Below are 20,595 nucleotides of genomic sequence, written 5' to 3'. Positions count from 1 at the left end.
TTCACAGGCAGAAAAGCCCAGAGGTTTGGCGCCCAGCGGAGCAAGCAAGCGAGTAGCCGCGGAGCTCTTGCGAAGGTCGCCAATCCGCCCCCCTAGAACTGCGCCAGGAACCTCATATCGTTCTCATACAAAAGCCGCATGTCGTCGATGCCGTACTTGAGCATAGCGATCCGTTCGACACCCATGCCGAAGGCGAAGCCGGTCACTTCCTGGGGGTTGTAGCCGCCGTATTCGAGGACGCGCGGGTGGACCATACCGGAGCCGAGGATCTCAAGCCAGCCGGAGCCCTTGCAGACGCGACAGCCGCCGCCGCCGCAGATGACGCAAGAGATGTCCACTTCGGCGCTCGGTTCGGTGAAGGGAAAGAAGGATGGCCGCAGGCGGATCTCCCGGTCAGGGCCGAACATCTGGCGGGCGAAGGTGAGCAGCGTTCCCCTGAGGTCGCCGAAGGTGATTCCTTTGTCGACGACCAGCCCCTCCACCTGGTGGAACATGGGCGAGTGGGTGGCGTCATCGTCGCGGCGGAAGACGCGGCCCGGGCAGATCACTTTTACAGGCAATTGAGGCCGGATGCGCTCCATCGCCCGGATCTGCACCGGCGACGTATGGGTGCGCAGCAGGATGTCGGAGGTGATATAGAAGGAATCCTGCATGTCCCGGGCCGGATGATCCTGGGGCAGGTTGAGGGCTTCGAAATTGTAATAGTCCAGTTCCACTTCCGGTCCCTCAGCAATCTCATAACCCATGCCGAGGAAGATCTGCTTGATCTCGTCGATGACCAATGTGAGAGGGTGCTTGCCGCCGACGGGCTGTACCCGTCCCGGCAGGGTGATGTCGATGGATTCGCCGGAGAGGCGCGCCTCTTTTTCTCTCGCTTTCAGTTCTCGGCTCTTCTCCTCCAGCTTGAACTCCAACTCGGCCCGCACCTCGTTGACGAGGGCGCCCATGAGCGGGCGTTCCTCGGCAGGAAGCGCCCCGAGTCCGCGCAGGATTCCCGTCAGCACCCCTTTTTTGCCAAGAATGCGGACACGCCAATCCTGAAGCGCTTCCATCGTGTCGACGGCGCACAGCGCTTCCGCCGCTTCGCGCCGGATCTGGTCCAGTTGTTCACGCATCGTCAAGACCTCCTGATTTGCCCGATTCGAAAGGAAAATAAAAAAACCCCCGCTCCCCAAGGGGACGGAAGTTGTTTCCGCGGTACCACCCCGCTAGGCCACCCAAAATGAGCAGCCCACTCGGCCGACTGATTCGTCGTTCCCCGCTAACGGAGGGAGACCGTCGAGACCTACCCACCTGTGATGCCGGCGTGTTCACAGGGAACGCCATCGTCCCTCGACCACTGCGCATCTCTTTGGCTTCAGCCTGAAGCTCCCGGGCGAATTTCTTCCCCTCCGCCTCAACGTCGCTTCCAGTCTATGGCGACCGTCTCCCTGGCAAGCGGGATGAGGAGTACTTCTCCCGTTCAACGCCTTCTCCTTTTATTGCACCAGTAACCGCCGGTAGATCATATACGCTGCAACGGAACCTGTCACTTCGAAGATACGCCAGAAAAAGTCAGCGGAAAACACCGACGACCACAACCTTTCTGCGTTCCAGGGTCCACCAGCTAGGAAAATTATATCATAGCCCCCTCGTCGAAGCAACCGAGCGATGACGAGCCGCTTCGAAAAGGAGCACGGCGGCGGCGACAGCGGCGTTGAGCGATTCGACAGGCGGCGCCAAGGGGATGCGCACCCGCAGTTGAGCCAGGTCCCCCCAGAAAGGCCGGGGTCCGTGGGCCTCGCTTCCGATGACGATGGCGATGCTTCCTCGATCCCAGGGCGCCTCAAAATAGGGTACGCCGTCGCGGGCATCGGCTACGGCAAGGCTGATGTCTCGCTCCCGCAGGGAGGCGGCAAGCCCTTTTGCCGAGGGAACTGTCGCCACAGGCAGGCGGAAGAGGGCGCCCATAGTCCCCCGGATCACCTTCGGACCGTAAGGGTCGACCGTTCCCGGCGTGAGCAGGACGCCGGTCACACCGGCCGCCTCGGCGGTGCGGATGATCGTTCCCAGGTTGCCGGGATCCTGTACACCATCGACGATCAGCAAAAAGGGCTCGGGCGCGGCGATGACCGCCTCCCAGTGGGCCGGCGCCAGGTTGGCGACAAGGACGATCCCCTGACTCTGTTCCGTCTCCGTAATCGTGGCCAGTGCTCGATCGTCGACCTCCAGGCAGTCGACACCGGCAGCGGCCAAGCGATCCAGCAGGCGCCGTCCCCGCGGCTGGGCCGCTACCCGCTCCGTATAGAGGCAATAGGCAAGGGAGACCGAAGAGGCAGCTGCCTCTTCGGCGAGCCGCACCCCTTCAATGAGATACTTGCCGGTGACGCCCCGCTCCTTTTTTCGCGAAAGAGAGCGGGCCTCCTTCACATGCCGGTTGTCTGGAGAGGTGATCTTCAAAAGGTTTCCTCCTCGAAGCGGCTTAAGTCATCGTTGGAACCGACGGCCACGAGGATGTCCCCCTGCTCGATCAGCGTGTCGGCGCCAGGCGAGGCGATCACATCATTGCCTTTGCGGATGGCGATGACGGTGATGCCGCAACGGGCGCGCAGATCGGCCTTGCCGAGGGTCTGGCCCACAAGCCGTTCGGGCGAACGGATTTCAACCAGCGAATGGACCGGCGAGAGTTCCAGGTAGTCCATCACCGTCGATGTGACCAGCGCATGGGCGACACGGACGCCCATGTCGCGCTCGGGGTAGACAACCTGGTCGGCGCCCACCTTGGTCAAGACCTTGCCATGGAGATCGTTCTGCGCCTTAGCCACCACATGGCGGACGCCCATGTCCTTGAGGATGACTGTGACGAGGATGTTGGCCTGCACATCCGAACCAATGGCGACGATCACCGTATCGAAATTGCGAATGCCGAGCTTTTTGAGCACCTCTTCGTCTTCGGCGTCAGCCTGCACCGCATGGGTGACGAAATGGGCCACCTCGTTGATCCGCTCTTCCGAACTGTCGATGGCCAGCACCTCGTAGCCCATGCGGCAGAGGGTCTTGGCGACGCTCGTGCCGAATCGTCCCAAGCCGATGACGGCAAACAGCTTTTGTGTTTTTACTTTGGCCATGGCTCTCCCTACCCCACCATGATTTTTTCTTCCGGGTAACGCAGTTTGGCCGGGACATTGCTGCTGAGCGCGACGGCCAGTGTGAGCGGTCCCAGCCGGCCAATGAACATGGTCAGCGCGATCAACATCCGTCCGAAATCGCTCAGATTCGGCGTGACTGCCATGGTAAGCCCTACGGTGCCGAAGGCTGAAGTCGCCTCAAAAAGCAACGCCAGGAAGTCAGCGTTTTCCGTGATCGTCAGCAACATCGTCACAGTAACGACGAGCAAGACAGCCATCACCGTGATCCCGACAGCCTTGTAGATGGTGTCCGGCGGGATGCGCCGCTCGAAGAAACCCACATCGATCTTCCCTTGGCGCATGCTCCATACGGCGGCCAACAAAGACGCCAGCGTAGTCGTCTTGATCCCCCCGCCGGTGGAGCCGGGCGAAGCGCCGATGAACATGAGGATGATCAGGAAAAACTGCGTGGCTGGTTTGAGATCGGCGATGCTTACGGTGTTGTAACCGGCAGTCCGAGGCGTCACGCCTTGAAAGTAAGCGGCCAGTAGTTTTCCCTCCCAACCCAAGGCGCCCAGCGTCTTCGGATTGTTGAATTCAAGGAAGAAGATGGCCGTGGCGGCCAGGAGGATGAGGATGACCGTCATCATCCAGACCAATTTCGTGTGGAGGCTGAATCGCCGAATCTCCCGGTAGCGGAATGTTTCGGCGATGACGGTAAACCCCAAGCCGCCGATGATGATGAGAATGGACACAGTCACGTTGACGATCGGATCGTCCACATAACCGGTGATGCCGCGAAAACCGCCGAAGAGATCAAATCCGGCGTTGCAAAAGGCGGAGATGGCGTGAAAAAAGCCGTAATAGAGCCCCTTTGCCAGTCCCATCTCGGGGATGAATCGCATCGACAGGATGACCCCGCCGATTCCTTCGATCAGAAAGGTGGCCAACAGCACATGGCGGGCCAGCCGGACAACGCCCTGCACGGAGAGGCTGTTCAAAGCCTCCTGCATGAGCAGCCGCTCCTTCAGGTTGATCCGCTTGCCCATCAACAGGTAGATCAAGGTGGCCATGGTCATGAAGCCGATACCGCCGACCTGGATCAGTGTGATGATGATCAACTGCCCGAAAAGCGAAAAATTATCATGGGTATCGACAACCACTAAACCGGTCACACAGACAGCCGATGTGGCCGTAAAGAGCGCGTCGACGAAGCGCGTCCCCAGACCGCTCCGCGACGCCATCGGCGTGCTCAGCAGAAATCCCCCGATCAGGATGATCAAAGCGAAGCCGGCGACGAGTACCCTCGCCGGCGATAATCCATGGGCGGGTCGCTTCCCCTGCACATAGGGGGCGAAAATGGGTCTGGGCGGTTCATATCTATACATGGACGAACAGTCCGTCTCCCGTCTTATTTTGGTTCCATCGCCAGGTTCCTTTGCCAAAATCGCCGGTCACCTTAGGAGTTTTCCCAGAAAAACAGACATGACCCCGCGGCCATGCCTGTTTTTTGATGGTTCGATTTGGTTTTAAGCGTTCCCTTTCGCCTTGGCCACATCGACGAGCTTGGCAAAAGCCGGCAGGTCGTTGACAGCCAGGTCAGCGAGCATCTTGCGGTTGACAGCGACGCCGGCTTTTTTCAGGCCGTTCATCATGACGCTGTAGGAGATGCCGTTCATGCGAGCGGCAGCATTGATCCGGGTGATCCAGATCTTGCGGAAGTCACCCTTCTTCTTCTTGCGATGGGCGTAGGCGTAAGAGAGCGCCTTCATGACCGACTGGTGGGCGGTGCGGAAAAGCTTGGAATGGGCGTTGCGGTAGCCGCGAGCGAGTTTGAGGATTTTTTTATGTCGTTTACGGGACATGGGACCCGTCTTGACGCGAGCCATACGAAGACCTCCTGTGCTGCCTGAGGCGTATTTTCAAAAGAGAATGAAACCGGCTGGCCGGCTTAGAGATAGGGAAGCAGTTCCTTCAGCTTCGGCGTGTCTTCCTTAGCGACGACAGCGGTGCCGCGGAGCTGGCGCTTGCGCTTGGCTGACTTCTTCTCCAAGATGTGGCGGGTGAAGGCGTTTTTCGCCTTGAACTTGCCGGAGGCGGTTTTCTTGAACCGTTTGGCCGCCCCGCGGTGGGTTTTCATTTTCGGCATGTCGTTCAACTCCTCAATCGCGAGTAAAGGGGCGATTTATTCGGCTTTCCCGGTGGTCGGGGCTTCCGCTTTCTCAGCTCTTTTGGCATCCCGAGGCTTCTCGGCGCGAGGTTCCCGCTGGGTCTCGGCTTTGGGCGCCAGGATCATGATCATGTTGCGGCCTTCCACCTTGGCGTCGCGTTCCACGTTGGAATAGGGTCGACAGACCTCGGCCAAACGGACACACAACTGCCGGCCCAACTCGGGGTGGGTGATCTCACGTCCACGGAACATGATCGTGACCTTTACTTTATCGCCGTCCTCCAGAAAGCGGATGGCGTTGCGAGCCTTCGTGTCAAAATCATGATCCTCGATGTTCGGGCGCAGTTTAACCTCTTTGATGCTGACAATTTTTTGTTTTTTGCGAGCTTCTCGTTCCCGTTTGCTCTGCTCAAACTTATACTTGCCGTAATCCATGATCCGGCATACGGGAGGCCTGGCCGTCGGCGCCACCTCCACCAGATCGAGGTTGCTCTCCTGGGCGATGCGCAGGGCGTCGCGGATGTTCAAAATCCCCAGCTGTTCCCCCTCGGTGCCCACCAAGCGAACTTCGCGGACGCGGATCTCCTCGTTGATGCGCAGGTCCTTGCTGATAAATGTTCACCCCCTGATTTCTTCAAACGAAACAAACAAAAAATGCGGGCTCTCCCACCCGCATGCTTCTCCCAAGGCACGACGCTGACAGTATCGACGATGATCGATCCTGCGACGCCTGGCTTTGACAGATGAACCCAGTTGCAGTCTCAACCGACTGGGTGAGAAGCGGATGGCTTCTGCTTGTTTGTCGTTCCGCTCGTTACTATAGCATGACACATAGGACATGTCAAGCAACCTGCGCAACAAAAAGAGCCTTCGCATCGCTGTCCACGACCGCATCGTTCCCTCCCTGTTGGGTCAAGCTGCCCCCCGTTGACGCCGTTGCGGCAGCTTTTTTGTTATAGCGTCCCTTTTCTCGTCACACCATAATTTTCCATAGAATAGACTTCAAATAGCCGGGAGATTTCTCGGCAGCGGAATTCAAGGATATGGAGTTGGTGTTCGTGGCTAGTGGGATTGGAACTGGCGCCGTTACGCGGGAGGTCTGGTTTGACGGACGCCCTGTGCCTTTGGATCGCAGAGACATCTGGGGGTTGATCGACAACTCCCCCCTTCAACATGTTGTCGTCACGCCAGCGCAGCGGCGGGATGGGCATTTCCCGCTCAAAACCATTCTGATTACGGAAATCAAGGAGCCCTCCGACCTTGACGCCCTGTCTGAAGGGGATATCGTCCTTTCCAGCGTTCCCGCGCTGTTGGATGCAGCCCGGGAAAAGGGGTTTAGCACCTGCATCTCTCTTTTCATCGAAGGCGGCCAGGACGATTTAGAGGAAGCCAGCCGCAGGGCAGTCAGCCATGATTACGCCGTCGTCGACTTCGATCTGCCCACAAACATCCCTCTGGAGTTGATCATCGCCCGCCTGCAAAAGAGCAAGACGGTGCTGCTCAAAGCGGAGAAGAGTGTAGAAGCGATGGAGGTCGCTTTCGGCGTCCTGGAACAAGGCAGCGACGGCGTCCTGCTGTCCACGGACGATATGAACGAAATCATCGAGCTGAAGGCTTTTCTGTCCCGCCGAGGCGCCGAGCCGCTGCAACTGCATCCCTTGACGGTGACGGAGGTCAGCCACATCGGGATGGGCTTGCGTTCCTGTATCGATACGACAGATATCATGACCCGCGATGAAGGGATGATCATCGGCTCCACTTCTTCAGGCGGCATTTTTGTCTGTTCGGAGACGCACTACCTGCCCTATATGAACCTGCGGCCCTTCCGGGTGAACGCCGGCGCCGTCCACTCCTACGTCTGGCGCCCCGGCAACGCCACCGACTACCTGACAGACCTGCGGGCCGGCACGGCTGTCCTTTGCGTCAACACCAAAGGAAAAACGCGACCGGTCATCGTCGGTCGGGTGAAGACAGAGGTGCGGCCGCTGCTCCTGATCAAAGGGGTGGCCGATGGCATCGACTTGAACGTGATCGTTCAGGACGACTGGCACATCCGCGTCATGGGCGCCAATGGAGAACCGCGCAATGCCACCACCGTCCAGCCGGGCGACCAACTCCTGGCCTATGTCTGCGCGCCGGGAAGGCATGTGGGCATCAAAGTGGATGAAAAGATCATCGAAAGCTAGGAGGCGGCGCCAGCCATGACTGGAAAAGAGATTCGCCTGAACCGGCTCTTCGCGCCCTCCGGACAATTGCTCGCCGTTCCGCTCGATCACGGCGTCTCCCTCGGTCCCGTCGCTGGATTGACTGAGATCCGCCCGATGGTGAAAGCTGTGGCAGACGGCGGCGCTGACGCCGTCATCGTCCACAAGGGACTGGCCCGGCAGATCGCAGGCGTGCTCTCGACAAGACAGTGCGACCTGATCGTTCACCTGTCTGCCTCGACGACCCTCTCGCCGGAACCGAACCGCAAGGAATTGGTCTCTTCGGTGGAGCATGCCGTCCGGCTCGGGGCGACCGCCGTCTCCGTCCATGTTAACCTCGGCGGCGCCGCCGAAAATGCGATGCTCGAAGACCTGGGCCAGATAGCCGACGCCTGTGAACTCTGGGGCATGCCCCTATTGGCCATGATGTACGTCCGCGACGGCAATCAAGCCAACGAGTACGACCCGGTAAGGGTCGCCCATGCCGCTCGTGTCGCCGAAGAATTGGGCGCTGACATCGTCAAGGTCAATTACACGGGAACGCCGGAGAGCTTCAGGCAGGTGACCGGCGGCGTCGACATCCCCGTCATCATCGCCGGCGGCGCCAAAACAAACAGCACCGGCGAACTGCTCAACATGGTCTACGCAGCCCAGCAGGCCGGCAGCCTCGGCGTCGCCATCGGGCGAAACATCTTTCAACATGCCCGGCCACAACGGCTGACCGCCGCCATCCGGCGCATCCTCGACAGAAAGGTGGACGCGTCCCAACTGGCGGAACTGGCATCCTCTGTTGACGGCTAGCACTTCCTACAAACCGGGAGGAATGAAACCATGAGTCAAAACAAGCCCTCTTCCCAACCGGGTAGCCGCTCCTGGTCGGGTATCACCGTCACCCTTCCCATAAAGCCGGCTGTATCACCGAATTCGCCGGCGACCGCATCGCCCCTTGAAGAACCTTTTGAACTCCGCAAGGCGGTCGCCCTTCATGACGCCGGCATCGACGGTGACAAGCAAGCCGTTCTTAAAGCCCATGAGCTGCTCAGCAAACTTCGTCAGACCAAACCCACCCCACTGGTGGAGGCCTACTATGGCAGTGTCGTCTGCCTCCTGGGCCGCGACGCCGTGGACCCCTCAGAGCGCTTCGCCAAGGCGCTGGAAGGCCTGAAGACATTAGATAAGGTGGTCAGAGCCCATCCCGACCTGATCCAGGCGCGCATCCTCCGCGGCCAAGTCTGTTTCCGCCTGCCAGAGCAATTCTTCCACCGCAGCCGCACAGCCATCGAAGACTTCCACTACCTCATCTCCCGCTATGAACAGGACAATCGCCTCTTCGCCGCCGATTTTTACTGGCGCATCCTCTATCAGCTCGGTGTGGCCTATAAGAACATCCATCTGATGCATGAAGCAAAAGCGGCCTGGACCAAACTGCTCACCCTCGCCAGAGACCCCCAATATCGCGCCCTCGTCGAACAAGAGGGTTTTGTTCCCCAATTCGGTTAAACCGGGAGGTCGTATATCCCATGGCTTCATCATCACGGTTTACTTCCACCCGCGCCAACGCCTGGTCAGGACTGCGGGAAGAACCCCGGCGTTCGCAGGCGCGACAAATCACCCTTGTGCCTGCGCCCCACCGGCCTGCCTCTGACGAAGACATCGCTGAAGGCATCCGTCTGCACAGCCTAGCAATGAGCGGAAACCGGGAGGCCATCCAGCAGGCCTTGACCTATTTTGAACAGCTGCGCAACCGCCATCCCGCCGATGACCGCGTCGCCGCCTATTTTGCCGATTGCCAATCCCTCTTGGGAAGCGTCGTCGACGACTCCTACAGCATGTTCAAAAACGCCATCCCGGCAATCAAACTCCTCGACCAGGCCGTGGAAAACCGACCCGATGATCTGGAGATCCGCCTGTTACGGGCCTACCAGAGCTTCCGCCTCCACGAGGGCTTCTTCCGGCGCACCTCGACGGCCATCGGAGACTTCGAGGCGATCCTGGCCGCTTATGACGAGGGCCGCTTGGCCCTGCCTCCAAAAAAGCGCAATCAGATCCTCTTCGACCTCGGCTGCGCCTACCAGCGCCTTGGCATGGCAGAACAGGCCGATGAGGTCTGGAACCGCCTCCTTGCCCTTGACGTCGGCGGGGACTATACAGGCGCTGTCGAACGGGCGCGGGGCTATTTCCCAGCCGATCAGGAGACTGCACTGCTCGCCCTGACAGAAAAGGCGGATCTGCTCCGCGAGGGGGTCCGGCTCTTCGAAGCCGGCGCCGCCGGCGATCGGGGCGCCGCCCGCGTTGCCAAGGAACTGCTGAAAAAAGCCCATGAAACGGACCCGGACGATGCCCTCGCCCTGGCCTACTATGCCTCCGCGACAGCGCTGATCGAAAAAGATGCTGTCGAACCGAATGCCCTCTTTGGCTGCGCCATCCGGGCGATGAAAGCCCTGCGGGAGGCGAAGGAAAAGGATCCTGAAAACCCGCGCATCCGTCTGCTGCGAGCCTATCTGGCCTACTCCCTTCCGGAGGCTTTTTTCCATACGGCCCAGACAGCCATCCAGGATTTCCGTTTCGTCCTGGAGGCCTATGAAAAAGATCCGGCGCTGCTGACGAAAGAGGAATACGCGCGCCTACTGCACCATCTCGGCGAGTGCTACCGCCGTTCCACCAACGACTTCGAAGCGAAAAAGATCTGGGCGCGTTTAGCTGCCGATTGCCCCGACTCCCCCTACTGCGACAGCATTCCTGCTTCGGTTCGAGAAGAGGTGACGCCATGACGCTGGCTTTTGAAGACCGCATCCGGGCGGCCCGAACACCCGACCTGTTCCGTCGCTACTTCCGGGAAGCCTCCGACGCCATGCCCCCGGAACGGCTGGCGGCCTATCAGACAGAAGCGCTCAAGGAGATCGTCGCCATCGCCCATGCCAAATCGCCCTTTTATCAGGAGCAGTTCCGCCAAGCCGGCGTCCGACCGGACGATATCCAGGAACGCGCTGACCTTGCCAAACTACCCTTTACGACAAAAGACGACCTCCGGCAGGATCCCTGGCGCTTCCTCGCCTGTGACAAAGCCGATGTCAGCATCATCCACGTCTCTACGGGAACGACAGGCGGTAAGCCGATCTACGTGCTGCACACCTGGGCCGACTATTACATGCACGACCTGGCGCCGGGGTTCCCCGTTCTTGTGCCCGTCGGACGCGGTGACATGGTGCTCAATGCCCTGCCCTACGAGATGAGTTCCGCCGGTCTGGCCTTCCACAAATCCTTCATCAACAGCTGCGGCGCCACCGTCCTCACCGCCGGCAAAGGCGGCGCCTATTCGACGCCGGAAAAGACGGTGCAGATGATCCGCGACCTGCAGCCCAACTGCGCCATTACCACCCCTTCCTACGCTGTGACACTGCACGAAACGGCTTTAAAGGAAGGGTTCGACCTGAAAGACCTGCCTTGGAAAAAAATGTGGTTGACCGGCGAAGGCTCCTCCCCGGCCTTCCGGGAACGGGTGGAAAAACTCTGGGGAACGCGGGCCAATATGTACTACGGCACCCTTGAGGGAGGTGTCGTCGGCATCGAATGCGACGAACACCGGGGCTATCATGTCACGGAAAGCCACGTCATCCTGGAGGTGGTGGACCCGAAGACAGGTACACCCTTGGAACCCTTAGAGGTCGGCGAGATCGTCGTCACCTGCCTCACCCGCCGCGACGCGCCTCTGATCCGCTACCGCACGCAGGATCTGGGCTATTTCGACCCTGATCCCTGTCCTTGCGGCGTACCATTGCCCCTTCTGCACCTGCGAGGCCGACAGGGCGATCAGATCCGGATCAACGGCGTCGACTTCTCCCCCTTCTACCTGGAGGAGTTTTTGATGCGCCAGCCCGAGGTGGGCAACTGGTACCAGTTTATCGTCAAAAAGGGAGACAATGACCGCTTGAAGATCCGTACTGAGTTAGCACCGAAGGTGACCGCCACAGCGGAACTGGCCGACAAGCTATCCAGCAAAATGGAATACGCTGTCGGCGTGCCCTGTGCCGTGGAGATCGTCGACGCCATTCCCCGCCCCCGCGGCAAGACGGTCCGCGTTGTCCGGGAGGAGGCTGCGCCATGATCATCGACGCCCATGCCCACCTGTCTGACACCGAGTACGGCAACAACGACCTCTATCAGGCACAGTTGCGGGAAGCTGGGATTGAACGGGCCGTCGTGGTGCCCGGCGGGATGATGGATGTGCGCCGGATGACCGACTACATCACCGGTCGGGCGAAGCCGGAAAAGCCTGTCCCTGACAACACCTATGTTTCCACCGCCTGCTCCCTTTCCAGCGGGAAGATGACCGGCTTTGCCTGCATCGATCCCCACGACCCCAAGGGCCCTGAAACGTTAGAAAACCTTCTGAAGGCCGGCTTCCGAGGGTTGAAGCTGTCGCCGATGAGCCACCAGTTCTCCTTCGCCAGCAAAGGCATCGCTGAACTGACAGAAATCTGCGGAGACTTCGGCGTCCCTGTCTACACCCATACGGTCTTCAGTCCCGGCGCATCGACGGCTAAGTTTGTCTCCCTTTCTCGCCGCTTTCCCAAGGTGAACTTCATCCTCGGCCATATGGGATTCGGGCCAGCCGATCAGGAAGGTTTGGAAGCTGCCGTCACATACGACAACTTCTTCTTAGAAACATCGACAGGCAGCTTCCTGCACATCAAAGAGTCAGTCCGCCGGGCCGGCCCCTCCAAGGTCATCTTCGGCTCTGAATTCCCCCTCTCTCACCCGAAGGCAGAACTGGCCAAAATCCTCCTCCTCGGATTGAAAGCCGGCGACCTGGACAGGGTGCTCAGCAAAAACATCGCCCAACTCACCGGCATGGTGCTTACCGGGGGCGACGCCCCATGACCTCGGAAGAACGGCTGAAGGCCTTGAACGCCGCCTTCAACCGCTACCGCCAGGCCCCTTTCTTCAAGGACCGTTTGCCGGAAAAACCGCTTGCTTCACTGGAGGAATTAAAGAGCATCCCCTTCATGACCAAAGCGGATTTGATCCGCCATTCGCCCTTCGGCATGCTCTGCGTGCCCCAAGCCGAGGTCCTGCAATACCATGAATCCTTCGGCACGACGGGAACGCCGGCCTCCACCTGGTTTCACCGGGGCGACCTGCGAGACAACGCCGACCAGGTCAACGCTTGCGGTATCGGCTTTCGACCGGACGACACCGTCCTCATTCGCTTTCCTTACGCCATCTCCATGATCGCCCATGCCGTCCACCGAGCAGCCCAAGAGCGGGGGGCTGCCGTGATCGCCGCCAGCTCCCGTTCCGCCGTCAGCCCCTTTCCCCGGGTTATCGAACTGATGGGCAAACTGCAGGTGACCGTTTTGGCTGGTCTGCCGTTGCAAGCGCTGCTGTTGGCGGAGACGGCGGAGTTGTTGGGATTCCGGCCTGACCGAGACTTTCCTCACCTGCGGGCGCTGCTCCTTGGCGGGGAACCCATCCCCCCCGGCAAGCGGCGCTTATTGGAGGACATCTGGGGCGTCCCTGTCTTCACGCTCTATGGGATGACCGAGATCGGCACCGCCGGCGCCGCTTGTCGCTGCGGGACGCTTCATCCCCTGGAGGATTACTTCATATTTGAAGTCTGGCAAGAGGACCTCACTCGTGAGGCACCGCCCGGCGAAACAGGCATCCTCGTCGTCACCACCATCACCGACAAAGCCACACCGGTCGTCCGCTATGTCACCGAGGATCGTGTCCGCCTGATCCCGGCCCATTGTCCTTGCGGCCATGACGCCACCCTCGAGGTCCGGGGCCGCAAAGGCCATACAGTGACCATCGGGGATAGGGTCCTCGATCTATGGGATCTTGACGGGCTGGTCGACCGCCTCCCCTGCCGCCGTTTCTGGGTCGTCGGCGTCGAACCGCCGGGCTTGCGCTTCGTCGTTGAGACCGAACCGCCTGTTGACAGTTTGCCGACCCATCTCATCGATGCGCTGGCCCGGGAGTACCCTTTCCCCGTGACCGTCGATCTCGTACCCAAAGGAACACTGTACGACCGCCAGGAACTGCTCCGCGTCGGCATTGTCGGCAAGCCTCGTTACATCTATTCGTCCGACGAGATGAGCGCGGGCACTTACCTTCGCTCAAGCAAGGTATGAACAGCGTGCAACGAGTGGCAATATTTTCCTTGAAGAATACCCTGATAATGGAGTGCTTCAGCGTTTACAACCGGCTTGATGAACTCCAATAACTTCAAAGGAGAGATTGCGGTGGACCCCAAAAAAATGGAAGAAGCGATGAAGCAGATCAGGGAAAAAATGACAAAAGCCAAAGATGCCGAAAACAGGGTAGAAATCGTTGCCGACGCCGTCCGGGATATGATCGTCAACATGGGCATCAAAATCCCCGATAAGGCCTTTGACATCATCGGGAAAATCAACTTCCCGACCGACCCGGCGGCGGCAAGAAGGACCCACCCTGCGGTTCCCGCTGCGCCAGTCACTGTCACCAAGCCGGGAACACCAGCAGCTCCGGTTACGGTGACCAAAACGCCCGCTCCGCCTGTTCCCGTCACGGTTACCCCGGTGCCGGCCCCCCCGCCGCCTGTCGTGACGACGCCCACCTACCATGTAGAAGCCGTCCAGAAGGCCCTCTCCAAAATCCCGAAAAAAGAAAAGACCTGCCCCAACTGCGGTCACAGCGTCACCAAGTAGTTTTTAGGGAAGTTACGGGTCTCAATGGCTGCATCGCAGTAGCTCTTCAAAAAAAGAGGCGACGCAAAGGTCGCCTCTTTTTATTGGTAATACCTGACTGCTCTTCCCCTATTGCTCCGGATTCCTCTTTTGCGCGATTTCCTCCAGGATCATTGCCGCAAAGGCGTCGAGCGCCATGGCCCCCTTGTCACCTTCCCCGCGCTTGCGCACGGCGACGGCCCCATTTTCGGCCTCTTTGTCGCCGACGACGAGCAGGTAGGGGATCTTCTGCACTTGGCCTTCACGGATCTTGTAGCCGATCTTCTCGTTACGGCCATCCACCTCGACACGGACGCCCTGCTTCGCCAGCGCTGACCGCACGGATGCGGCGTACTCGTGATGGCGGTCGGTTATGGGAAGCACCCGCGCCTGCACCGGCGCCAACCAGGTCGGGAAGGCCCCGGCGTAGTGCTCCGTAAGGATGCCGATAAAGCGTTCGATAGAGCCGAAGACAACCCTGTGGATCATGACAGGCCGATGCTTCTGCCCATCCTCGCCGACGTAGGTCAGATCGAAGCGCTCGGGCATCTGAAAATCAAGCTGAATGGTGCCGCACTGCCAAGTCCGGCCGATGCAGTCTTTGAGATGGAAGTCGATCTTCGGTCCGTAAAAAGCGCCATCGCCGGGGTTGATCTTGTAGTCCATCCCCTTGGCTTTCAGGGCCTCTTCGAGGGAGTTGGTGGCCAGTTCCCAGATCTCGTCGCTGCCCATGGCCTTTTCAGGTTTGGTCGACAGTTCCACATGATAGGCAAAGCCGAAGGTCTTGTACATTCGGTCGATCAATTCGATGACGCCGATGATCTCATCTTTGATCTGACCGGGCGTCATGAAGATGTGGGCGTCGTCCTGGGTGAAGCAACGCACCCGCATCAGCCCGTGCAAAGCGCCGGAGATCTCGTGGCGGTGCACCAGGCCCAGTTCGCCCATGCGCAGGGGCAGGTCGCGGTAGGAGTGGATGGCCTGCTTGTAGACGAGCATGCCGCCGGGGCAGTTCATCGGTTTGACGCAGTAATCCTCTTCGTCGATCTGGGTCACGTACATGTTTTCCCGGTAGTTGGCCCAGTGGCCCGAGCGCTCCCAGAGAGACCGGTTCAGGATGATGGGCGTGCGCACCTCGCGGTAGCCGGCGCGCGCATGTTCTTCCCGCCAGAAGTTCTCCAGTTCGTTGCGGATGATCATCCCTTTGGGAAAGAAGAAGGGAAAGCCGGGTCCCTCTTCAAGGATCGTATACAGTTCCAGTTCCTGGCCGATCCGGCGGTGATCGCGCCGCTTCGCCTCTTCGATCCGGCGCAGGTGCTCGTCCAGTTCGGCCTTTTTCGGGAAAGATGTGCCGTAGATGCGCTGGAGCATCTTATTCTTCTCGCTGCCCCGCCAATAGGCGCCGGCCAGGTTCATCAACTTGAAGGCCTTGATCTGGCCGGTGGAAGGCAGGTGTGGGCCAGCGCAGAGGTCGACAAAGTCACCTTGGCTGTACATGCTGATGACAGCATCTTCCGGCAGGTCTTTGACCAGTTCCACCTTATACATTTCCCCCCGCTCCTCGAAGAAGCGGATGGCCTCTTCCCGACTCACTTCCTGCCGCGTGATGGGATAATCGGCCTTGACGATATGGGCCATCTCCTTCTCAATGGCCTCCAGGTCTTCCGGCGTAAACTTGTGTTCAGCGTCAAAGTCATAATAAAACCCGTTTTCGATGGCCGGGCCGATGCCGAGCTTCGTTCCGGGGAAGCGACGCTGAACCGCCTGGGCCAGCAGGTGAGAGGAAGAATGACGATAGACCTCGCGGCCTTCGGGATCGTCAAAAGTGAGGATCTCCAGTTCGGCATCCTTTTCAATGGGCGTTGTCAAGCCGACCATCTTGCCGTCGAGCTTGCCGGCCACCGCATGCTGGGCCAGCTTGCGGCTTAAGGCCTCGGCGACAGCAGCGACGGTCGTTCCCTGAGGGAATTCCCGGACAGCCCCGTCTTTCAGGGTCACCTTCACGATATTGCTCAAGATGTGCGTCCTCCTTAAATACAGTGAAGCCTCTCGCCCCATTTCGGGACGAGAGGCGGTGAGTCCGTCTCTTGGCTTCAGTTTAATCGTCGAAGAATGGCTTGTCAACTTTCGGGCCCTGCTGCCCCATTCCTTATGGTTGCATCTTCTTCGGCGCCATCACCGATGTGTACGGCTGGCATCGCTCACAGCCGGGACAGCGGTGCAACCGATCGCCGAAGACAGCCCGGATGGTGTTCAAGGTCTCGCTGACTGGCTTTTCCTCCCGAGAATGCAGGACCACCTGCACCGGCGCCACTGTCACCAGCGCGCTGATCAACAGGTCCTCAAAGCTGATCTCATCATGTTCCAGATAGTCACGGCTGATTCCGTCGACCACCTCGTTGTTGACGGGATTTCCCCCTTCGTCAAGCAGTCGGAACCCCCCGGGACAGAGATAGACATGGACGACTTCAAGGCGCGACTCTTGGATATCCAAAAAATAGCGCAGCAGGTGAATAAACTCGTTGTATTCCTTCTCCATCGTATATTCGTCAACGGCGCTGTCGACAGCATCATCGACCGCCTGGAGATAGTCCTGAAATCGAAAGCGAAGAAATCCGTCCACATGAATCCGACCATAATCGACCAGCACCTCTACCAGCCGTTCCAGGATGCGCTGGTCGTGACTGATGCGGTACATGATGTATTCCTTCGATACTTCTTCCTTGCGCTTCAGGATATGGGCGGCTTTGTCACCGATCTGCCTGCGTTCCCGGTCATGAAAATGCGGGTATTCGGCGCGCAGTCGTTTCTGAATCAGCTCCCCTTCCCAAACCTCCAAGATCCAATCCATCAGCACCCTAGCACCGAACTGTCGCAGGATCAAGGTCATCTCATCGAGCGATTCCCCTTCAGGGTGATCCTCTAAAAAAAGGGTCAGTTGGTGAACCCCATTCGACCGTTCCTGCCGCATGCTGAGCCGCCAACCTTCCCCCGCCAGCGCTCGAATCTCCTGCATGAATCGGTGATTCAGGCCGTCCAGGTTGCGGCTCGCCCCGATGGATAAAATGGCTGACAAGGAGTACACCCCCTTCATGCTGTAGTATATGTGCCGCATTTTCAGAGTATACAGTTTGTGAAAACGGGGGAATAAACCTTCCTTCGGGGAATAAGCTTTCCTTCGAGGAATCAGCTTTCCTTCGAGGAATCAGCTTTCCTTCGGGGAATAAGCTTTCCTTCATTGAGGGAATCTAGTGGTGACCGCAGAAAGGGGCGAGGGCATGCAGCGATTACTCTGGTTACTGATCATCGCCTTTTTGCTCACCACCGGGATCGCCTCTTGTTCCCCCCAGCGCCGCCCGGCGGAAACACAGTCGCCGCAGCAGGGGCAGGGGCAACAAAGCAAGGAGAAGCCCGATTATCAGGATATGAAGACGATGATGATCGACATCATCAAGACCGATGAATACCAGCAAAGGCTGGCCCGTATGATCCGCGACCCGGAATTTCAGGCCATGGTGCTCTCCCAGGATCCGAAGTTCCAGAAGACGCTTCAGGAGATGCTCCGCGACGCCAAGTTTCAAGAGAACCTGGCCCTGGTCATGAAGGAAAAAGAGATCCGCAAGTCCATCAAGGAAACCGTCAAAGAAAGCATGGACGATCCGGAGATCAAGAAAAAGATCCAGGCAGCAGCCAAAAGCCAAGAGGGCAGCAAAGGCGGCGACAAGGAGGCCGGCCAGGGCGGCGGCGGGAGCAGCGGAGAGTAACACCGTCACAAGATGCCGCGCCGCGCAAAAGGGCAGTCCCCTCGATTCAGGGGAAAAGAAAGCGAAGATTTCCGTCAAAAAAAGGGAAATCTTCGCTTTCTTCGCATCCATAAAAACCAACCGCCCTACCATTGGGACCATAACCTGAGCGCAAAGTCCACCTATCGGTGACGCTTAACCGGAAAGGAGGATACCTGGCATGTTGTTTCGTGGACAACAAGGGCTCCTTCCCCTCGAACAGGTGATACAGGCTCTTCACCACTTCTCCGGAGAATACCCGGACGCGCGCATGTTCCTCTGGATCGGCACAGACAGCCAGTCTCACGGCAACACCACCCGCGTCGTCACGTCGATCACAGGCTACCGAGAACGCAAAGGCGCCCGCTCCTATCAATATGCACAAGTGCTCAACCGCCGTCTTCCCCTCGGTGAGAAGCTGGACTATGAAACCCACATGTCCATCGAGGTGATCGGGAAACTGCGACAAGCCCTCAAGAGCCACCTGCTCTGTTGGGAACTGGAGCTACATATCGATGGCGGCGAAAACGGGCTCAGCCGCCTGCACCTGCCTCGTGTAGTCGGCTGGGCGGAGAGCCTCGCCCCGATCTATCAGTACACCGTGCGAACCAAACCCTTTGCTGTCGGCGCCACTCGCGTCGCTGATCGCTATTCGAAGTGACCGCCTGTCACCTGTTCAGCCCGTTTAAGGCGATGGGCCGCCCTATCCATACACGCCTTTACCCGCCTGCGCTAGCCCGCAGCGCCCCGCGCATTTCACGGAGCGCGCCGTCGATCTGTGTGAAAATCCGTTCCAATTCAAGCTCATCATAGCCAAAGGATTCCGGTTCTACCAGTTCCGGTTCGTGGAATTCGTCCCACTCGATCTCCGGGTAGTGATAGGTGACGGCCAATCGTCCCACAACCCGATAATTGACCTTGAAGAAGAAAGAGAGGTTTTCCAGTTCCGCCTTTTGGGGGTCCCAATCAGAAGCCACCTGAACGCTCAGCCCGTCGCCCAGTTTAGCCTTCAGCAGGGTGACGGCGCCCACATTCAGGTTTGCCGGACAGACCGTCAGGTGTTCACCCATCGCAACGGACGCTTTCTGCAACCTGGTCAACAGGGGCGTCTGAATTTTTTCCCCGTAAAACTGTTGAAACTTCCGGTTGAGATGGCCTGCCTCCTCTAGTTCTCGCTGCTGGCGGCTGTTCTCTGCCACCGGCGCCAGCTCCCAGCGCAGGACGGGCAGCACCAGCGAGTAGCAGACGTTGCATAACCGGACAGGATCGCAGCTCGACTGGACATGATCGATGCGGGGCAGGATGACCCGCACCTCTTCATGAAGCAGGAAGGGCGCCTTGCAACAGGAACAGCGGGACAGTTCCTGCGGGCGCAGGCTCTGGGGATGCATCCCGCGGCGCCCCAACTGAAAACTCAATTCGAGGATGGTCATCGTCTCAAAGTGATGACCCGGGTCGACGACGGGGCTTGCGGCCATGGGGGCTTCCAGGCGTCGCAGGATACCGGCCAAATGACGCGCATAGGCACGGATCTGGTCTGTCTCCAGATCCTTCGAAACAGCCTGGCGCATGACCATCATCTTCTCATCGGCCTTGTTCGTCTCTTCGGCGATCAGCCGCAGGTTTTCGGCGATGTGATCGGGAACCTCCAAGCCGTATTTATACATCATGGAGTGTTGCAAAACAGCCCAGAAGTGCTGGCCCACTGTCCGCACCTGAATCTCGGCGAAGAGGGAGACAGCGCCGTCAGCCGTGTACATATCGTACTCCACGATCAAGTGATGACTGCGGTAACCGCTCGGCTTTGCAGAGCGGACAAAGTCCTTTTCATTGATCAGGCGCAGGTCACGGCGATTTTTGAGGATCGACACCACCCGCGCGATGTCGTCAAGGTGCTGCACGATCACCCGCAAGCCGGCGATGTCCTTAATGTGCTTGCTGATTTCCCCGTTGACGGGCCAACCGTAGCGGCGCGCTTTTTCAATCAGGCTTTTTGCTTTTTTCGTACGGCTCTCGATGAAGAGGATGACGGGCCGGCCGTATTTCGCTTCCAGGGGCGACCGGAGCGATTCAAGCTTGACACGCAGCTCCACCTCCATCTGCCGGTACGTGGCCAGCATATTATCCAATTCGGCAACAGATAGTTCCACCGGCAATATCACCTCTCAGCCCCGGCGGCCGATTTGCTTTCTCCGAACAAAAGGCTGTTGTACCCACTTTTTATTCGCCAATTCTTATCGTCGTTCCTTCATTAACTTCGATTATACCAGTATACAGCATGACCATCGCGCCGATACCCGCTTCCCGTCCCCTTTCGGCTTTTCCTTTTCAGCAGATCCCAGCGCCTCGCCGCCGCAGAAAGGGCGGTCGCCCTCCTTCAACATCGCACCACCGCCTCATCTTCTCTTCATAGTGACGTAGCGCGCGACAAAAAGGTTGCTTCCGTAGTCTGTTTTCTTTACAATTTTTTCATCAAGATCATAGCCGTCCCAGCGTCGGCACAGGCTAACAAGGACGGCTGCTGAGCATGCATGGATGCTCATTCGAGGAACCGTTTGTAGAAGGGACTCTGCGCCATCGAGCCGAACCAACTGTTGGCCCTGAAGCACACCGTCTAGGAAATCG

The 20,595-nt window shown here is 58.8% G+C and carries 20 protein-coding genes; 10 read left to right on the top strand and 10 right to left on the bottom strand.

Annotated elements, in window-relative coordinates:
- Nucleotides 1-92: 92 nt before the first annotated feature.
- The 7 genes from pheS to infC all read right to left on the bottom strand — a co-directional run bounded on the left by pheS (nt 93) and on the right by infC (nt 5,889).
- Nucleotides 93-1,115, bottom strand: coding sequence for a phenylalanine--tRNA ligase subunit alpha (gene pheS / locus HM1_RS08080; protein ID WP_012282865.1), 1,023 nt, complete (start codon nt 1,113-1,115; stop codon nt 93-95).
- Nucleotides 1,116-1,620: 505 nt separating this feature from the next.
- Nucleotides 1,621-2,439 carry a TrmH family RNA methyltransferase gene (locus tag HM1_RS08075; RefSeq protein WP_012282863.1) on the bottom strand — a complete coding sequence of 273 codons (819 nt, stop codon included), beginning with the start codon at nt 2,437-2,439 and terminating at the stop codon, nt 1,621-1,623.
- Nucleotides 2,436-3,107, bottom strand: a complete 672-nt coding sequence (locus HM1_RS08070; protein ID WP_012282862.1) for a potassium channel family protein — start codon at nt 3,105-3,107, stop codon at nt 2,436-2,438. The genes HM1_RS08075 and HM1_RS08070 overlap by 4 nt, the downstream gene beginning before the upstream one ends.
- 8 nt (nt 3,108-3,115) lie before the next feature.
- Entirely contained in the window at nt 3,116-4,495 is a 1,380-nt protein-coding gene (locus HM1_RS08065) for a TrkH family potassium uptake protein (RefSeq protein WP_012282861.1), read from the bottom strand.
- Between the two features lie 141 nt (nt 4,496-4,636).
- Complete coding sequence (rplT, locus tag HM1_RS08060; protein ID WP_012282860.1) at nt 4,637-4,996, bottom strand: 50S ribosomal protein L20; 360 nt, start codon at nt 4,994-4,996, stop codon at nt 4,637-4,639.
- 62 nt (nt 4,997-5,058) lie between these two features.
- On the bottom strand, nt 5,059-5,256 hold the full coding sequence (gene rpmI / locus HM1_RS08055) for a 50S ribosomal protein L35 (protein WP_012282859.1): 198 nt from the start codon (nt 5,254-5,256) through the stop codon (nt 5,059-5,061).
- A gap of 36 nt (nt 5,257-5,292) precedes the next feature.
- The gene (gene infC / locus HM1_RS08050; RefSeq protein WP_202943765.1) at nt 5,293-5,889 is read right to left on the bottom strand and encodes a translation initiation factor IF-3; all 597 of its coding nucleotides are present in this window, start codon (nt 5,887-5,889) and stop codon (nt 5,293-5,295) included.
- Nucleotides 5,890-6,335: 446 nt separating this feature from the next.
- Between infC and HM1_RS08045 the strand changes: the two genes are divergently transcribed.
- From HM1_RS08045 to HM1_RS08010, 8 genes are all read left to right on the top strand, one after another.
- The gene (locus tag HM1_RS08045) at nt 6,336-7,463 is read left to right on the top strand and encodes a 3-dehydroquinate synthase II (protein WP_236995002.1); all 1,128 of its coding nucleotides are present in this window, start codon (nt 6,336-6,338) and stop codon (nt 7,461-7,463) included.
- 15 nt (nt 7,464-7,478) lie between these two features.
- Complete coding sequence (locus HM1_RS08040) at nt 7,479-8,282, top strand: 2-amino-3,7-dideoxy-D-threo-hept-6-ulosonate synthase (protein ID WP_012282856.1); 804 nt, start codon at nt 7,479-7,481, stop codon at nt 8,280-8,282.
- Between the two features lie 30 nt (nt 8,283-8,312).
- Nucleotides 8,313-8,981, top strand: coding sequence for a tetratricopeptide repeat protein (locus tag HM1_RS14635; protein WP_012282855.1), 669 nt, complete (start codon nt 8,313-8,315; stop codon nt 8,979-8,981).
- A gap of 20 nt (nt 8,982-9,001) precedes the next feature.
- Nucleotides 9,002-10,252 carry a tetratricopeptide repeat protein gene (locus tag HM1_RS14630; protein ID WP_012282854.1) on the top strand — a complete coding sequence of 417 codons (1,251 nt, stop codon included), beginning with the start codon at nt 9,002-9,004 and terminating at the stop codon, nt 10,250-10,252.
- Complete coding sequence (locus HM1_RS08025; RefSeq protein ID WP_012282853.1) at nt 10,249-11,586, top strand: phenylacetate--CoA ligase family protein; 1,338 nt, start codon at nt 10,249-10,251, stop codon at nt 11,584-11,586. Before HM1_RS14630 ends, HM1_RS08025 begins: the two co-directional genes overlap by 4 nt.
- The gene (locus HM1_RS08020) at nt 11,583-12,362 is read left to right on the top strand and encodes an amidohydrolase family protein (RefSeq protein WP_012282852.1); all 780 of its coding nucleotides are present in this window, start codon (nt 11,583-11,585) and stop codon (nt 12,360-12,362) included. The genes HM1_RS08025 and HM1_RS08020 overlap by 4 nt, the downstream gene beginning before the upstream one ends.
- Nucleotides 12,359-13,615, top strand: coding sequence for a phenylacetate--CoA ligase family protein (locus tag HM1_RS08015; RefSeq protein WP_012282851.1), 1,257 nt, complete (start codon nt 12,359-12,361; stop codon nt 13,613-13,615). Before HM1_RS08020 ends, HM1_RS08015 begins: the two co-directional genes overlap by 4 nt.
- Nucleotides 13,616-13,726: 111 nt before the next feature.
- On the top strand, nt 13,727-14,170 hold the full coding sequence (locus HM1_RS08010) for a hypothetical protein (protein WP_012282850.1): 444 nt from the start codon (nt 13,727-13,729) through the stop codon (nt 14,168-14,170).
- Nucleotides 14,171-14,278: 108 nt separating this feature from the next.
- Here HM1_RS08010 and thrS read toward each other — a convergent pair whose 3' ends face one another.
- Both thrS and ytxC read right to left on the bottom strand, forming a co-directional pair.
- Nucleotides 14,279-16,195 carry a threonine--tRNA ligase gene (gene thrS / locus HM1_RS08005; protein ID WP_041315113.1) on the bottom strand — a complete coding sequence of 639 codons (1,917 nt, stop codon included), beginning with the start codon at nt 16,193-16,195 and terminating at the stop codon, nt 14,279-14,281.
- A 142-nt stretch (nt 16,196-16,337) separates the two neighbouring features.
- The gene (gene ytxC, locus HM1_RS08000) at nt 16,338-17,264 is read right to left on the bottom strand and encodes a putative sporulation protein YtxC (RefSeq protein ID WP_012282848.1); all 927 of its coding nucleotides are present in this window, start codon (nt 17,262-17,264) and stop codon (nt 16,338-16,340) included.
- A 202-nt stretch (nt 17,265-17,466) separates the two neighbouring features.
- Between ytxC and HM1_RS07995 the strand changes: the two genes are divergently transcribed.
- Both HM1_RS07995 and HM1_RS07990 read left to right on the top strand, forming a co-directional pair.
- Nucleotides 17,467-17,952, top strand: a complete 486-nt coding sequence (locus HM1_RS07995; protein WP_041313588.1) for a GerD family protein — start codon at nt 17,467-17,469, stop codon at nt 17,950-17,952.
- Between the two features lie 199 nt (nt 17,953-18,151).
- Nucleotides 18,152-18,631: a ribonuclease H-like YkuK family protein gene (locus HM1_RS07990; RefSeq protein WP_012282845.1), complete on the top strand. Its 480-nt coding sequence runs from the start codon at nt 18,152-18,154 to the stop codon at nt 18,629-18,631.
- A gap of 58 nt (nt 18,632-18,689) precedes the next feature.
- On the opposite strand, the gene HM1_RS14625 is transcribed toward HM1_RS07990, so the two are convergent.
- Nucleotides 18,690-20,120: a GTP pyrophosphokinase gene (locus HM1_RS14625; protein ID WP_049754084.1), complete on the bottom strand. Its 1,431-nt coding sequence runs from the start codon at nt 20,118-20,120 to the stop codon at nt 18,690-18,692.
- Nucleotides 20,121-20,595: the final 475 nt, after the last annotated feature.

Origin of the sequence: Heliomicrobium modesticaldum Ice1, assembly GCF_000019165.1 — a bacterium.
Lineage (GTDB): Bacteria > Bacillota > Desulfitobacteriia > Heliobacteriales > Heliobacteriaceae > Heliomicrobium > Heliomicrobium modesticaldum.
The sequence above is the reverse complement of the archived record's forward strand: the minus strand, read 5'-3'. Positions and strand labels throughout refer to the sequence as shown.